At 64.3% G+C, this 13,752-nt stretch carries 18 protein-coding genes; 8 read left to right on the plus strand and 10 right to left on the minus strand.

Annotated elements, in window-relative coordinates; genetic code table 11:
- Positions 1 to 258: 258 nt before the first annotated feature.
- A complete protein-coding gene (locus G8O24_RS11580; protein ID WP_311972240.1) occupies positions 259 to 588 on the plus strand; it encodes a phage integrase N-terminal SAM-like domain-containing protein in 330 nt (109 codons plus the stop codon).
- Positions 589 to 763: 175 nt separating this feature from the next.
- Here the strand turns inward: G8O24_RS11580 and G8O24_RS11585 are convergent, their stop codons facing one another.
- Positions 764 to 2,368, minus strand: a complete 1,605-nt coding sequence (locus G8O24_RS11585) for a winged helix-turn-helix domain-containing protein (protein WP_188099263.1) — start codon at positions 2,366 to 2,368, stop codon at positions 764 to 766.
- Between the two features lie 221 nt (positions 2,369 to 2,589).
- Here G8O24_RS11585 and G8O24_RS11590 point away from each other — a divergent pair, with 221 nt between their 5' ends.
- The gene (locus G8O24_RS11590; protein ID WP_188099265.1) at positions 2,590 to 3,336 is read left to right on the plus strand and encodes an SDR family NAD(P)-dependent oxidoreductase; all 747 of its coding nucleotides are present in this window, start codon (positions 2,590 to 2,592) and stop codon (positions 3,334 to 3,336) included.
- A gap of 46 nt (positions 3,337 to 3,382) precedes the next feature.
- Positions 3,383 to 4,126: a 3-oxoacyl-ACP reductase family protein gene (locus G8O24_RS11595; protein WP_188099267.1), complete on the plus strand. Its 744-nt coding sequence runs from the start codon at positions 3,383 to 3,385 to the stop codon at positions 4,124 to 4,126.
- A 38-nt stretch (positions 4,127 to 4,164) separates the two neighbouring features.
- Here G8O24_RS11595 and G8O24_RS11600 read toward each other — a convergent pair whose 3' ends face one another.
- From G8O24_RS11600 to G8O24_RS11610, 3 genes are all read right to left on the minus strand, one after another.
- A complete protein-coding gene (locus G8O24_RS11600; protein WP_188099326.1) occupies positions 4,165 to 5,343 on the minus strand; it encodes an MFS transporter in 1,179 nt (392 codons plus the stop codon).
- A 77-nt stretch (positions 5,344 to 5,420) separates the two neighbouring features.
- Positions 5,421 to 6,776: an NAD(P)-binding domain-containing protein gene (locus tag G8O24_RS11605; RefSeq protein ID WP_188099269.1), complete on the minus strand. Its 1,356-nt coding sequence runs from the start codon at positions 6,774 to 6,776 to the stop codon at positions 5,421 to 5,423.
- Positions 6,777 to 6,826: 50 nt separating this feature from the next.
- Positions 6,827 to 7,144 carry an ArsR/SmtB family transcription factor gene (locus tag G8O24_RS11610; protein ID WP_188099270.1) on the minus strand — a complete coding sequence of 106 codons (318 nt, stop codon included), beginning with the start codon at positions 7,142 to 7,144 and terminating at the stop codon, positions 6,827 to 6,829.
- 125 nt (positions 7,145 to 7,269) lie between these two features.
- Here G8O24_RS11610 and G8O24_RS11615 point away from each other — a divergent pair, with 125 nt between their 5' ends.
- From G8O24_RS11615 to arsC, 3 genes are read left to right on the plus strand one after another with little or no spacing between them, the layout of a single operon-like run.
- Complete coding sequence (locus tag G8O24_RS11615; protein ID WP_188099272.1) at positions 7,270 to 7,677, plus strand: ArsR/SmtB family transcription factor; 408 nt, start codon at positions 7,270 to 7,272, stop codon at positions 7,675 to 7,677.
- Positions 7,677 to 8,378, plus strand: a complete 702-nt coding sequence (locus G8O24_RS11620; RefSeq protein ID WP_188099274.1) for an aquaporin — start codon at positions 7,677 to 7,679, stop codon at positions 8,376 to 8,378. The genes G8O24_RS11615 and G8O24_RS11620 overlap by 1 nt, the downstream gene beginning before the upstream one ends.
- On the plus strand, positions 8,375 to 8,776 hold the full coding sequence (gene arsC, locus G8O24_RS11625; RefSeq protein ID WP_188099276.1) for an arsenate reductase (glutaredoxin): 402 nt from the start codon (positions 8,375 to 8,377) through the stop codon (positions 8,774 to 8,776). The genes G8O24_RS11620 and arsC overlap by 4 nt, the downstream gene beginning before the upstream one ends.
- Before the next feature lie 35 nt (positions 8,777 to 8,811).
- On the opposite strand, the gene chrA is transcribed toward arsC, so the two are convergent.
- The 4 genes from chrA to G8O24_RS11645 all read right to left on the minus strand — a co-directional run bounded on the left by chrA (position 8,812) and on the right by G8O24_RS11645 (position 11,334).
- Positions 8,812 to 9,996: a chromate efflux transporter gene (gene chrA, locus G8O24_RS11630; protein ID WP_188099277.1), complete on the minus strand. Its 1,185-nt coding sequence runs from the start codon at positions 9,994 to 9,996 to the stop codon at positions 8,812 to 8,814.
- A gap of 64 nt (positions 9,997 to 10,060) precedes the next feature.
- On the minus strand, positions 10,061 to 10,246 hold the full coding sequence (locus G8O24_RS11635) for a hypothetical protein (protein WP_188099328.1): 186 nt from the start codon (positions 10,244 to 10,246) through the stop codon (positions 10,061 to 10,063).
- 144 nt (positions 10,247 to 10,390) lie between these two features.
- Positions 10,391 to 10,645 carry a hypothetical protein gene (locus G8O24_RS11640; protein WP_188099279.1) on the minus strand — a complete coding sequence of 85 codons (255 nt, stop codon included), beginning with the start codon at positions 10,643 to 10,645 and terminating at the stop codon, positions 10,391 to 10,393.
- Positions 10,646 to 10,707: 62 nt separating this feature from the next.
- Positions 10,708 to 11,334: a LysR family transcriptional regulator gene (locus G8O24_RS11645; protein ID WP_188099280.1), complete on the minus strand. Its 627-nt coding sequence runs from the start codon at positions 11,332 to 11,334 to the stop codon at positions 10,708 to 10,710.
- A 130-nt stretch (positions 11,335 to 11,464) separates the two neighbouring features.
- On the opposite strand from G8O24_RS11645, the gene G8O24_RS11650 reads away from it, so the two are divergent.
- Entirely contained in the window at positions 11,465 to 12,157 is a 693-nt protein-coding gene (locus G8O24_RS11650) for an L-2-amino-thiazoline-4-carboxylic acid hydrolase (RefSeq protein WP_188099282.1), read from the plus strand.
- A 60-nt stretch (positions 12,158 to 12,217) separates the two neighbouring features.
- Positions 12,218 to 12,661, plus strand: a complete 444-nt coding sequence (locus G8O24_RS11655) for a GFA family protein (RefSeq protein ID WP_188099284.1) — start codon at positions 12,218 to 12,220, stop codon at positions 12,659 to 12,661.
- Here the strand turns inward: G8O24_RS11655 and G8O24_RS11660 are convergent.
- Together G8O24_RS11660 and G8O24_RS11665 are read right to left on the minus strand one after the other, a co-directional pair.
- Positions 12,658 to 13,419, minus strand: a complete 762-nt coding sequence (locus G8O24_RS11660; RefSeq protein WP_188099286.1) for a hypothetical protein — start codon at positions 13,417 to 13,419, stop codon at positions 12,658 to 12,660. The genes G8O24_RS11655 and G8O24_RS11660 overlap by 4 nt on opposite strands.
- Positions 13,420 to 13,435: 16 nt before the next feature.
- Complete coding sequence (locus G8O24_RS11665) at positions 13,436 to 13,624, minus strand: hypothetical protein (RefSeq protein ID WP_188099288.1); 189 nt, start codon at positions 13,622 to 13,624, stop codon at positions 13,436 to 13,438.
- Positions 13,625 to 13,752 lie beyond the last annotated feature (128 nt).

Below are 13,752 nucleotides of genomic sequence, written 5' to 3' on the forward strand. Positions count from 1 at the left end.
TTTCCGGTCGTGCCGCGCGGCGGATGGCCTTGGCACTGCCGATCGCGGCCGGGCACTCGCGCGGTAGGGCACGACAGCCGGCAGCACGGCTAAGAGGATAGCGCGACGGGCGTCCTGTCTTGAGATGAGGGTTCGCAACCTTCATCCAAGACAAGACAGGAGCATCCCCATGACCGACCAGGCCATGAGCCCGTTGCGCCGGCGCATGATCGAAAACATGACGATCCGCAGTTCGCGCCCAAGACCCAACATGACCATGTGCAGCGGATCAAGCACTTCGCTGCCTTCCTCGGACGATCGCCGGATACGGCCAGCTTCGAGGACGTACGCCGCTATCAACTCCGTCTGGCATCGAGCGGCGTCGGCGAGCCGACCATCAACCAGACCGCCTTGACGCTGCGGTTCTTCTTCAAGGTCACGCTGAAGCGCCACGAGATCGTCGAGCATACCCATGTCATTCACGAGCCGCGCAAGCTGCCGGTGGTGCTGAGCCCAGAGGAAGTGGCGCGCCTGCTCGATGCCCCGGTTCGAAATCTATCAACCAGCTGCCTGCAGCGCTCAAATCCCCAAAGCGCCTGCCGCGCCTGACGTCCCCGAAGCGCGGTTTCCTCCCTTGGAGGCTTTCGGGCGCCGACCGCCCGAATACGCCGCGCTGTCACCGCTGCAGCCGGCATCCGAAACCCTTCACACAAGCGGATGTCAGGCCGATCGCAGCCGAGCGTCCGTTGCGGACCATCAGCAGATGCTCCGGATCGATTGTGGCCTATTCAGAAAGTCCAGCCATCCGCAGAGCCTGACACATCTTCTCGCGGTACGACGGTGCGAAGCACCACATCTTGTAATAGGCATCCGCTTCCCGGATCGTGAATCCCGGCCTCATCCTGAGCAGCGTCGTGACGTGAGCCGCCGCTTCCTTCGCCCGGTCGAGAAAGGGCAATGTGTAGGCCATATGCAGGTGGCTGATCCACAATTGCTCGACATAGGATTGTCGGAAGGCGTCGAATGCGCCAGCGTAGTCCTCATATGCAAAGGCCCGTTTCGCGGTCGCCCACCACCACCAGCGAGGGGTCGTGGGCGCCGTCAAGGCTATCCCCTTCTCGGCCAGAGCGACGCCCTCATCCCAAAATCCGGCATAGGCCATCAGATTGCCGAGGGGGCCTAGGGTTTGTGGATCGTTCGGATTGAGCTCTATGGCTCTCATGGCCTCGATCCGCAGCAGATCGGGTTGGCACGCCATCCATGCAGCGCGGGCGACCAAGCCGCGAACAAACGCATCGTTCGGCGCGATCTCGACGGCGCGGTTGGCGGCCTCAACGGCCAAATCGGCGAGATACAAGCGCTCGGTGACGCTTCCCACACGTCCGGTCGGTGACGGAAAGCCCCAGGTCCTCTGATTGTTGAAGACCAGAACGAGAGCCGCCCAGGCGGCAGCGTTTCGCGGGTCCTCGCGGGTCAGACGCTCCAGACACTCGCGTGCTTTCGAAACCGGTTCGAGAATGGCTGCGTCGGTCGGGATTCCGATCACGCCTTGAACGATGCATTCATAAGGCGTGAGCTCCTCGCTCGGCTTGTTCTGAATGCGCTTGTATTCGGCGGCGCCGATGGCACCCCAGTAGCTGCCGATCATTGCGGCGGCCTGGCCGGAAATCTCGTCCTGAACTGCGAGCAGGTTTGGAGCCGCCATGTCAGCTTTGAACGTCTTGCTCCAGACCTGGGTGCCGGTTCGTGCGTCGGTCAGGTGGATGTCGATGCGGGTCGAACTGCTGTCCTGACGCAGATTGCCTTCAACCAAGTAGTCGATGCCAAGCGCGCGACCGAATTCGTCGGCGCTGTCGAACCGGTCCTTGTAGGATTTCGTCACGCTGCGCGCCAGAACGCGCAATTCGCCGAAGCGTCCAAGCGCGGAGACGATCTGCTGAGTGAGACCATCGGCGACCTGGCCGAGATTGGCGCTGTTGTCTGCTTCAAACGGCCAGACCGCGACGGTCGGCCCGCCCGAGAGATTCCGCACGACCTTGGTCGATGGCTGCGGCAACACGATCATATAGCCGCGCCGGGGGATCGTGCGAACGAGTTCGCGCCCGCGCTCTCCGAGCACGCGGCGGATATCGGAGATACACTGAGTCAGCGAATCCTCGGTGACGGTCAGACCTGGCCAATTTGCGGCCAACAAATCATCCTTGGAGACGACACTCCCTGCATTCGCCAACAAATGGCGCAGCACGCCGAAAGACCGATGCCGGAGATCGACCCGGCTGCCGGCGCCGTCGCGCAATTCGTCCTGCTTCGGATCGAACGTCAGGCCCGCAATCTGGATGGGTGCGGCACTCAAGTCGCCCGACTGGGCCTCTCGAGGGCGGATGCTCACGACGTGCTCCAATATCAACCGTGATGGTCGCCGGAACACTGCACGCAGCGAGCCGACCTTGCAAGACGAGAGCCCGGACAAGATCGTTCAAATTTCAAAGCGATTTCAGATCTATTCACCCGGATTTCAGGACGCCTCGCCCCTCACCGCCTATCAATTCGGACGTCCCGATCGGCGGGAAGCGCCGAACAGACCGGGCAAGCAAGGGCGAGGATTTCATCATGGTGGGATGGGTCGTTCTGATCACCGGCGGGCTGACGGGCATAGGACGCGCGACAGCGCTGGCTTTCGCGCGGGAAGGCGCGATGGTGTCCGTCACCGGACGCCGCGCCGAAGCCGGAGCCGAGCTCGTTAGGGAGCTTCGCGCCCTCGGGGCCGAGGCTGAGTTCATCGGTGCAGACGTTCGCAACGAAAACGACGTCCGCGCGATGGTCGACAACACCGTCGCGCGGTTCGGCCGCCTCGACGTGGCGGTCAACAACGCCGGCACGGAGGGCGTGCCCGGCCCGCTGACGGAACAAACGCCGGAAACGTACGCGGCAACCTTCGACACCAACGTCCTGGGCGTGCTGCTCTGCCTGAAGCACGAGCTTCGGGTGATGGAGGCGCAGGGCTTCGGCAGCATCGTCAACGTGTCGTCCACGATGGGCAGCCGCGGTGCGCCAAATGCCTCCCTTTACGTCGCCAGCAAGCATGCGGTGGAAGGCCTGACCAAATCAGGTGCCCTTGAAGCCGCCATTTTCGGCGTCCGCGTCAATGCCATCGCGCCAGGGCCCGTCGACACCGCAATGCTCGACCGGTTCACCGGCTCGAGCGAGCGCAAGGCGGGATTGATCGCGGGCATTCCGTTGCGGCGGGCAGGCAAGCCTGAAGAACTTGCCGATTCAATTCTGTTCCTGGCCTCGGACAAAGCCTCATTCATCACGGGCCAGATCATCAGCGTCAATGGCGGCAAGACCGCAAGCTGATGGCCGCGCCGATCCCCTTTCATACTCGCAACAAAGGATAGACAACATGTCGAGAAACCTCGAGGGCAAGACAGCACTCGTGACCGGAGCCTCGCGAGGCATCGGTGCGGCCATCGCCAAGCGCTTGGCCGCCGACGGCGCCAAGGTCGCCATCACCTACAGCAGAGGCGCCGATGCCGCCGCCGCCGTCATCAAGGCCATCGAGGGTGCCGGTGGCACTGCGCTCGCGATCCAGGCCGATGCCACCGATCCAAAGGCCGTCCAGGCCGCCGTCGAGAAGACCGTTGCAGCATTCGGAAAGCTCGACGTGCTCGTAAACAATGCCGGCACCGCAATCCCGAAAAAATTCGAAGAGACCACCCTGGAGGAGTTGGACCAGGTCATCAACCTGAACGTCCGGGGCGTATTTGTCATGACGCAAGCCGCGCTGAAGCACATGAACAATGGCGGGCGGATCATCTCGATCGGCTCGTGTGTGGGCGAGCGAATGATGACACCGGGCCTCGTGCCGTACTCGGCCACCAAGAGCGCGATCCGGATGTTCACACAAGGCCTGTCACGCGAAGTCGGTGACCGCGCCATCACGGTCAACAACGTGCAGCCCGGACCGATCGATACTCATTTGAACCCGGCATCCGGAGATTGGGCCACGCCACAGAAAGCGGTGACCGCCCTCAACCGCTACGGAAAAGTGGGCGAGGTGGCAGCCCTGGTCGCCTTCATCGCCAGCCCCGAAGCGTCCTACATCACAGGGGCGAACCTGACGGTCGATGGTGGTACCAACGCCTGATTGCGGGCCATCACCCGCACCGGAGAGATCCGGTGCGCTCACGATGGCTGCTTTTGCAGACGCACCATTCGCGCCCACAGCAGCGCCAATGGTCCGAGCAGGATTCCACCCGCAAGGACGATGAAGACCAGCAGCCAGCCGCGCGCGCTCTGCGGGCCGCCCGCGGCGTCGAGCGCGAGGCCTGTTCCCCAGGCTCCGAGGGCGGACAGTCCGAAGCCGACGGTGGAATGCAGAGCCAGCGTTGCGCCACGATGCTCGGAGACGGCGGCCGCGGACATTCCGGCCGTCAGCGCGCCGGAATCCGCCGGCACCGTCAGGCCATAGATCATCAGCAACGCCGCAACCACCCATGCAGGCGCTGACGCGTTGAAACCGATGACGATCGCGACGCAGGCCGAGGCCATCATCACGACCGTGATGGCGCGATGTCGTCCGAATTTCAATGCCGCCTCATTGCCGAGGATGCTGGCCGGCATCGAGATCACCGCGAAGCAGAAGCTCATCAGCACGGGCGTCAGCCACGAGGGCGCGCCTTGATGCGCAACGACAAAGGTCCAGAACCCCACCAGCCAGGTACGGATGCCGTAGAGCTCGAAGCAGTGCGCGCCGTAGCCGAAGATGTAACCGAGCGCCTCGCGGTTGGCGAAGACAGGTGCAAAATTCAGAAGCCGCCCGGTCTTCGGGACCGGCCGACGCCCCTCGACCAGAAGACACGCGATCACCATCGCGATGGGACCGACGCCGGTGACGCCGAACGCGGCCCGCCAGCCCCAGCGATCCGCAAGAACTTGCGCAACGAGGAACGAAAGTCCGACGCCGACCGAAAAGCTCGAGGTGTACAGCGTGACGGCCCGCGAGGTGTCGCCGGCGGGCAACCGGTCGGTCAGAGCCTTGAGCCCCGGCATGTAAGCGCCGGCGAATCCGAGACCCGCAACCGACCAGATGATCGTCCCCGACCAGAAGCCTTGCGCGAAAAGGCCGAATGCCACGGTCGCAAGGCCGCTGACGATCGAACCGCACAGCAGCACGATCCGCGCATCGATGCGATCGGTCAACGTCGTCAGCACGGGCACGGCCAGCATGTAGCCGAATGCGTAACCGCTCGCCATCAACCCGCCTTCGGCGGCCGAAAGCCCCCAGGCCGGCATCAGATGCTGCGCCAGGTTCGCGGACAGAGTCACATGTGGCAACAAATTGCCGACCTGGCCGATGCACATGACCGCGATCAGCGGCCAGCCGCTCAAGCTACGAATGCGTTCCTCCCCTGTGGCTCACCTTGCTCGGCGGCCCCACCTCATGAGCAACCGCACCCCGCTTTAACTGCCTTCTTCGCTGTTTGGTCCGGGGCGCAGCAGACCGAGGCTGCTTCCTTTGCCGGCCCGCCGCAGCATCCCGCCGCGGTGTCCAACTCGACGCCGCCGCGCGTGCAAACGCCGGTTTCCGGCAGCACCAGTTCGACCCGCGCCGCGGCTTCCTTGTCGCCGGCGATGTCGGCGACGATGGAGCGGACTTGCTCATATCCGGTCATCATCAGGAACGTCGGCGCACGGCCGTAGGACTTCATGCCGGCGAGATAGAAGCCCGGTTCGTCATGCGCGAGTTCGCGGGCGCCATGGGGGCGGACCGTCCCGCAGCTGTGTTCGTTGGGATCGATCAGCGGCGCGAGCGCAGCGGGGGCCTCGATGGCGGGATCGAGCCGAAGTCGCAGTTCGGAGAGGAAGGATAGATCGGGGCGAAAACCAGTCGAGACGATCAGCTCATCCACATCGACACTCCGCGCCCCGCCGGCCGACACCGCGAGCCGGCCTTCGACGTCCGACAGATGCGTGACACCAAATCCGGTCTCGACCCTGATCCTTCCGGCAGCCACCAGCGCGGCAAAGGCAGAACCCAGCTCGCCGCGCGCGGCCAGCTTGTCGTTGCGGCCGCCGCCAAACGCCGCTGAGGGGTCAGCACCGCGCAACAGCCAGATGGCTTGCGTACCCGGCACCTCGTCCGCTAGCCGCACCAGATCGATCAGCGTACCCACGGCGGAATGGCCGGCGCCCAGTACGGCAACGGTCTTGCCGGCATATCGGGCGCGATCGGCGCCGCGTACATCGGGCATGCCATAGGCGATGCGGTGAACACGCTCGCGCTCGCCGATCGCAGGCAAGCCGTTGCTGCCGGCGGGATTGGGAGAAAACCACGTGCCTGACACGTCGATGACGGCATCGGCGCGCAGCACTTCGGGGCCCTTGCCGTTCTGATATCGGATTTCGAACGGCGCCTGTTCCCGGCCCTTTGTCTTCGCCTTGTCGAAGCCGGCGCGGCTGATCGCCGTCACGCGACTGTTGGTCCGGATCGCCTCGCGCAGCGGCGTGCGCGTTGCGAGCGGATCGAGATATCGGTCGATCAACTCGCCGCCGGTCGGATAGGACTGCGGGTCCGGCGAATTCCATCCGGTCGGCGCAAGCAGGCGCGCCGCCGCCTTGTCGACATTGTATTCCCATGGCGAGAACAGCTGAACGTGCTGCCACTGGCGGATGGCGTGCGCGGCTTGCGGCCCGGCTTCCAGCACGATCGGCGACATGCCGCGTTCGAGCACTTGCGCTGCGGCGGCGAGGCCGACCGGCCCAGCTCCGATGATGGCTACCGTCCCGTCGCTCATTCCACTTCTCCGATCATTCTAGAATCATCGAATAATGTCGGCCAAAAAAATCAAGCCGCCGTTTGCGCACCCTTACAACCGACTTCGTCCGCGCAGCACTCCGATGCCAGGAAATCCACCAGTCCCCGCATGGCCTCGAAATTCGCGTGACAAACGAGCGTCGTCGATTCCCTGACCTGACTGACCAGGCCAACCGAGACCAACGTCTTGATATGATGAGACAGTGTCGAAGCCGGAACCTTGAGCTTTTCCTGCAAGCGACCAACCGGCATGCCGGGATGCCCTGCCCGGACCAAGGCCCGGTAGATCTGCAGTCGTGTCCGATTGCCCAGGGCTTCGAGGCGTGCTGCCGCGTCGTCGATCTTCATGTCCGCCACCATGCATCGGCGCCCCCTGGTTGTCAAACCGTATTTCTAGAAGATTCGAAATACCTTCCGATTGGGGCTGGAATTCCGGATTGACGGGATCCTAATAGTTCCGTAAATCTGGATATATGGAAACTAACGATGCCGTACTGGCGCTTGCCGCCTTGTCGCAGTCGACACGCCTGGAGGCGTTCCGGACGCTGGTGAAACACGAGCCTGACGGGCTTGCGGCCGGCGACCTCGCGCGCCTGCTGGAAGTCCCGCAAAACACGCTGTCGGCTCATCTGTCGATCCTCACGCGCGCGCGGCTCGTGACCTCCGAGCGGCAGAGCCGATCGATCGTCTACCGCGCCAATCTCGCAGAATTTCGCGATGTTGCGGTTTTCCTGCTGCAGGATTGCTGCGGTGGACTCCCGGAAGTTTGCGGGCCCGTGGTTCAAACCCTGCAATCCTGCTGTTCGCCGAAGCGAAAGGAGCGAAGCCGTGCCATCGGTCGCTCCGGCGGCGCGACACATTCGGCACCGAAGGCTGGCTGATGGATACCTTCGACCTCTCCCGGCGCCTTGCCGCCGAAGCGCTCGGCACGGGCATTCTCGTCGCCACCGTGGTCGGCTCCGGCATCATGGCGGAGACGCTGACCAGGGACGTCGCGCTCGCGCTGCTCTGCAACACCCTGCCGACAGGCGCCATTCTGGTCGTCCTGATCACGGTGCTCGGTCCGATCTCCGGCGCGCATTTCAATCCGGCGGTCACGCTCGTTTTCGCCGGCAAGCGCGAGCTGCCGGCGAATGAGGCCGCTCTCTACGTGATTGCGCAGATTGGCGGCGGCATCGCGGGCACGATGGCGGCGCATCTGATGTTCGGATTGCCGCTGCTCGATGTCTCGACAAAAGTTCGAACCGGCGGAGCGCAATGGCTTGCCGAGGCGGTCGCAGCTTTCGGGCTCGTCACGACGATCCTGGCCGGTATCCGCTTTCAGCGCACCGCGGTCCCCTGGCTGGTCGGGCTCTACATCACGGCGGCGTATTGGTTCACGGCCTCGACCTCGTTCGCCAATCCCGCCGTGGCGATTGCGCGGTCGTTGACGAACACATTCTCCGGCATTCGTCCCGCCGACCTGCCCGGATTCATTCTTGCGGAACTCTGCGGAGCGTTCGTAGGCCTCCTGTTGATGAACTGGCTGCTCGGACACGCCCATGCACGCGGCCCCGTCCCAATCGCGGAAACAAACCGATGAGCGTCACGATCTATCACAACCCCGACTGCGGCACCTCGCGCAATACGCTGGCGATGATCCGCCAGAGCGGCGTCGAGCCCACCGTCATCGAATACCTCAAGACACCACCGTCGCGCGAGACGCTGAAGCAGCTGATCGCGGCGATGGGCATATCGGTCCGCGAATTGCTGCGCGAGAAGGGAACGCCCTACAAGGAGCTCGGGCTCGCCGATCCCAAATGGTCCGATGACGAGCTGATCGACCAGATGCTCGCGCATCCGATTCTGATCAACCGTCCAATCGTGGTGACCGCGAAGGGCACGCGCTTGTGCAGGCCTTCGGAAGCGGTCGTCGATCTCCTCGATAATCCTGTCGGCCGGTTCGTGAAAGAGGACGGCGAGGTGGTCGAAGCGCGATAGAGGCGACAGGCTACCTCCCGCAAATTCCGAACACGCTACTTCAATCCGCTCAGCACCCATGCCGGCTGCAGGATCGGATAGGCGATCAGCCCGACCACGGCCGTGACCGCGATCAGCATGGGATTGCTGACCTTCCAGCGGAACAGCACCGCGAGTGAGACAATGCCGACAAGCGCGGTCAGCCAGTCGCCGATCGCGATTCTGCCGAGCAGGTAGCAGGCGCCCAGAATGGTGCCGATCGCCGCCGCATAGGCGCCCTTCACGAAGCCCTGCACGTTCGGATTCTTGCGATGCCGCGCCAGCAGGGGCGCAGCGATCAGGATGAACAGGAACGACGGCAGGAAGATGCCGATCGTGGCCGTGAGCGAGCCCCAGAAACCCGCCACCAGATAGCCGACAAAGGTCGCCGTGATCACCACCGGCCCCGGGCTCATCATGCCGATCGCGACGGCCACCAGGAATTCGCGCTCGTTGAGCCAGCCATATTGCTGCACCAGCCCCTGCTCCAGGAAGGGAACGATGACGAGGCCGCTGCCGAAGGTCAGCGATCCCGCCTTGAGGAAGAACAGCAGCAGCTTGCCCAATGTCGAGCCGGTCGCAACCGGCGCCGCCGCGGGCGCGGCCGCCGGTATCACGGCGAGCTGGAGCGCGACCGGAGGCCGCTTGATGTTGCCGTAATAGATGATGCCGACGATGCCGGCGCCGATGAAGAGATAGGCGACCTCGGCCTGCAGGATGATCGTCACGGCCAGACAGACCGCCGCGATCGCCCATTGCAGCCAGTCCTCCATGCCGAGCTTGGCGAGCCGGTAGCAGGAATGCAGGATCAGCGCGATCACGGCGGGACTGACGCCGTAAAATATGGCGGTGACCGGCTGGAGATCGCCGAGATGAACGAACAGCGCGCCAAGCGCGGCGACGATGAGGAAGTTCGGCAGGATGAAGGCCCAGCCGCCGGCCCACGCGCCCCAGAAGCCGCAACGCAGATAGGCGATGTAAATGCCGACCTGGATCGCCAGCGGCCCCGGCAGCGACTGGCAGATCGCGATGGCCTCGCGCATCTGCTCCTTGGTGAGCCACTTCTTGCCATCGACCAGCTCGCGTTCCATCTGGCCGACCAGCGCCACCGGCCCGCCGAAGCCGAGAAACCCCAGCCGCAGGAAGTAGCGCACGAGCTCGCCCATTCCGCCGCGCTCACTCGTCGTCGTTGTCGTCGTCATCGATCATCCCCCGTTGCCCTATCATGCCGCCGCAACAAACCCGTCTGTCGTTGCGCCCCTCGCCTCAACTCTTCGTGCTGGCCGTCTTGTCGAGCGCCGCCCGCAGGCCTTCGGCGAGCTTGACGGCGTCGTCGCCGCGTGGATCGCCGGGGCGAACTCGAATGGATGCCCACGCGTGGACGCCGCCGCTGGCGGTGCCGATCGGTCCGGATAATTTGTCGGAGGAGATTGAAGCGTAGGATGCCGACATGCTGCGCCCTTGGTGATCAGGACGCGATTCTTGGGCATGTCGCCTCGCGGGGAGATCGCAATTCCCCGTCGCGCGAATAGAGGCCCGGATGGCGGGGCTGTCAACCCGCTTGCGCCACAGGACCCAAAGATTTCATCGGTGAATTCACACAAATAGACGCCACGAAAATTCCCATTCGAACGGAACGAACTCGCGAGCCGGAGCCTGCGAGTTCCACATGGCCTCATCATCCGGCCGTGCCGTGCGCGAAGAACGGTGGGCTGCTCGGAACTTCTTGATGTTTGTTAAGTTGGCCTGTCGCCGGCGCAGCGAGGGTCGCACGATGCCCAAGGACGACTTATCGATCAAGACGGAGCGTGCGCTCGTCACCGTGGGGCTGAGCACCGTGATGCTCATCATGTGCCTCGGATCGCTGCTGTACAGATAGTCCTTGATCTTCCACGCCGGGGCAGACGACCGCCTCAACGTCCGACGCCGCCGACCAGGCGTGGACGGCGAGCTGCGCGCAGGCTCTCGGTTGCCTGAGCCCGCAGCCATGCGCGTAAACAGACGATCTCGGGGCAATCCGCGGTCCCTTCGGGCGCCAGCAGCCAATCACCCAAACCGGATCCTGCATCGACCCGGTCGCAGCGATAGCCGGGATGATGGCCGAGGCCGCGCGCGATCAGCACGTCGACCTTGCCTTCGACCAGCTCGTGCAGGCCGGCCGGCTGCAGCACGCGCAGGCCAATCTCCGCATGCGCCTTGCGAAACGCCGCCAGGTCGAGACGGCGCAGATCGAAGCTGGCGTGGACGCCCAATTGCAGCAGCACCGCACCCGCAGGCTTCAATTGCCATGTCGCATCCGCGATGCGGCGAAAGCCATCGGATATCCCGGGCAGATAGGCCTGCCCTGCCGCGGTCAGGATCAGCTGCTTGTGCAGCCGCTCGAACAGCTGCACGCCGAGGCGCGCCTCCAGCGCCTTCACCTGCTGCCCGACGGCGGCGGGCGTCACGTGCAGTTCGTGCGCGGCCAGCTTGAAGCTGAGATGGCGTGCGGCGGCCTCGAAGGCGCGCAGCGCGTTGAGTGGCGGAAGGGCGTAGGTCATCGCGGCGCGAGTTTGACACCGATGGGGGCCGGTCTTGCAATAGATTTTCTTGCGCTGAGCCGCAGGAATGATGCTTTGCGCAGTCGTGATATCGCCGGATAGGGTCAGCGCGCACCATCAGGAGATCGCAATGGCCGAGACCGTACATCCCTTCTACGCGCAGCATCGCGACGCCATTGAGGCGGCGATGCGCCAGCGCCTCACCCTTGCAGAGCCGATGTTGCGCGAGCGCGCGCATCTCACCGACATCGACGGGTTCAGGCGGGAGGTGATGGACGAATTCGCCATCGTGCTCCCCCAGATGCCCTATGTCGGCGGTGCCGCGAGCCGCATGAGCGAGGTCTTCATGCGTCTCACCGGCTTCATGGCCACCAGCCGCGTGCTGCGGCGACACGGCGTGCCGCTGGCTGACATCCGCGACATCGAGCGCGAGACCCACAAGGCGCAGTTGCTCACCGTGCCGGAGGCGGAGCGCCTCGCCGCGGGAGATCAATTCATGTCGCCGGAAAACCAGACCTTGCTGCGCGAGCAAGCGGCGAAAAGCGTAACTGCAAGCCATCAGGCGGAATGTCCTGAGGATTTCGTCTACGATTTCGTCGAGCCCGGCCCGAATGACAGTTTTGAATTCGGCATCAACTACCGGGCATGCGGCTTCTGCAAATTCGCCGGCCGTCACGGCGACAAGGAGATCCTGCCCAATATTTGCGGACTTGATTTCGATGCCTATGCGACGCGCGGCATCCGTCTGCAACGGACGCAGACGCTGGCCGGCGGTGCCAGCCATTGCAATTTCCGCTTCTCGCGGTTGCAACGCGAGGATTGACTTCGCGCCACCGCGCGCTCACCAAATCCGTAAGCGATCTGAACGGGAGTTCGAGGCGACATGGTGGATGATATGAATGTTCGAACCGGCGGGTGCCATTGCGGCACTGTGCGTTTCGAGGTGACGCTATGCGACGGCTTCGACTCGATCCGCCGCTGCACCTGCTCCTACTGCCGCATGCGCGGCGCCGTCGTGGCGATGGCGAAGATGGGAGGCATCAGCTTCCTGCAAGGCGAGGATGCGCTGACCAGCTACCGCTTCCACACCGGAACGGCGCAGCACTTCTTCTGCTCCAAATGCGGAATCTACACCCATCATCAAAGGCGCTCGGACACGACCCTCTACGCGGTCAATGTCGCGTGCCTCGACGGCGTGAGCCCGTTCGATTTCACCGAGGTGCCCGTCATGGACGGCGTCAATCACACCAACGACACCGGCAAGCCGACGCGCCGGGCCGGCACGCTCCGCTTCATCCCGGCCGATGAGCCGCGGCGCGAGTCCTAGCCCTTCGAGACGACCGCGCGGCCGTAGGGCGGCTGCGACTGAACCGGCGGATTGGCCGTCTGGGCTGCGAGTTCGCCGATCAGGCGATCGGCGTCGGCGGCCATGCCGTCCGGCGCCTGGATCACCAGCCGCTCCAGCGCCCAGCGGTAGGACGAGACGCGCTGCTCGAGCGATTGCTGCACCCACTGGACGATCAGCGCGTTCTCCTGCATGCGCGCCACGGCATCCGCCTTCTCCTGCGGCGAGAGCGCGGAGACGCGCGCCATGCTGGCGTCACGCTTCCTGTCGAGATCGATGACGCGGATCGCGCAGCCAAAGAACGGCTCGAAGCGGGTGATGTCGTTGCGTACGTCCTCGATCAGCTGCGCATAGCGCGAGGAATGCGAGCGGTGCGGCTCGTCGATCAGCGTGCGTCCATACATGGTGCGGTCGAACACGATCTTCTGGTGCCAGGGCGAAGGTATCGCCTTGTAGTCGCCGAACACGCTCTTCCAGGCCGGGCGCGACAATGGCGGCTCGATCATGGGATAGGCGAGATCGCGAAGCTGGCGCTCTTCGTCGGTGAGCTGGAATTGCGAGGCCTTCAGGCCGAGGCTGCCGGTGGCCTCGATGCCGAGCCAGCGATGCATGTCGTCGCTACGCATGTCGGCGCGGGTGCGGCCGAAATCGCCGCCGCTGCAGGCCGCGAGCGAGGTGCCCATGGCTGCGAGCAGGACGGCCGATAGGAAGGGCCTGATCTGGCTGATAGCTTCCGGCATTGCAAAAGCCGCAAGCCTAGCGGCGACGACGACGGCGCCCCGGCGCTGTGCCCGCTTCCGGTCCGCGATCGCCGCTGGTTTCGTCCGCCTCGCGCTCGATGCGGATGACGGGAAGAATCAGAATCGTCCCCCGATCCGCGCGCGGCGTGACATCCCCGGACGAGCCCACCCGGCGACCGGCCGGAAATTCGATGATGGTCCCCATGTCAGCTCTCTCGATTGCCGCGCGACCAAACGCGCCCCTGCAACATGGCCAGCATTAGGATCAGTTTATGGTTAACGGGGTGTAAACAGGCCGTTTGGACCGTAACCGCACGGGCCGGTCGCGTCGTC

This window comes from Bradyrhizobium campsiandrae (assembly GCF_014529705.1).
GTDB classification, from domain to species: Bacteria; Pseudomonadota; Alphaproteobacteria; order Rhizobiales; family Xanthobacteraceae; genus Bradyrhizobium; species Bradyrhizobium campsiandrae.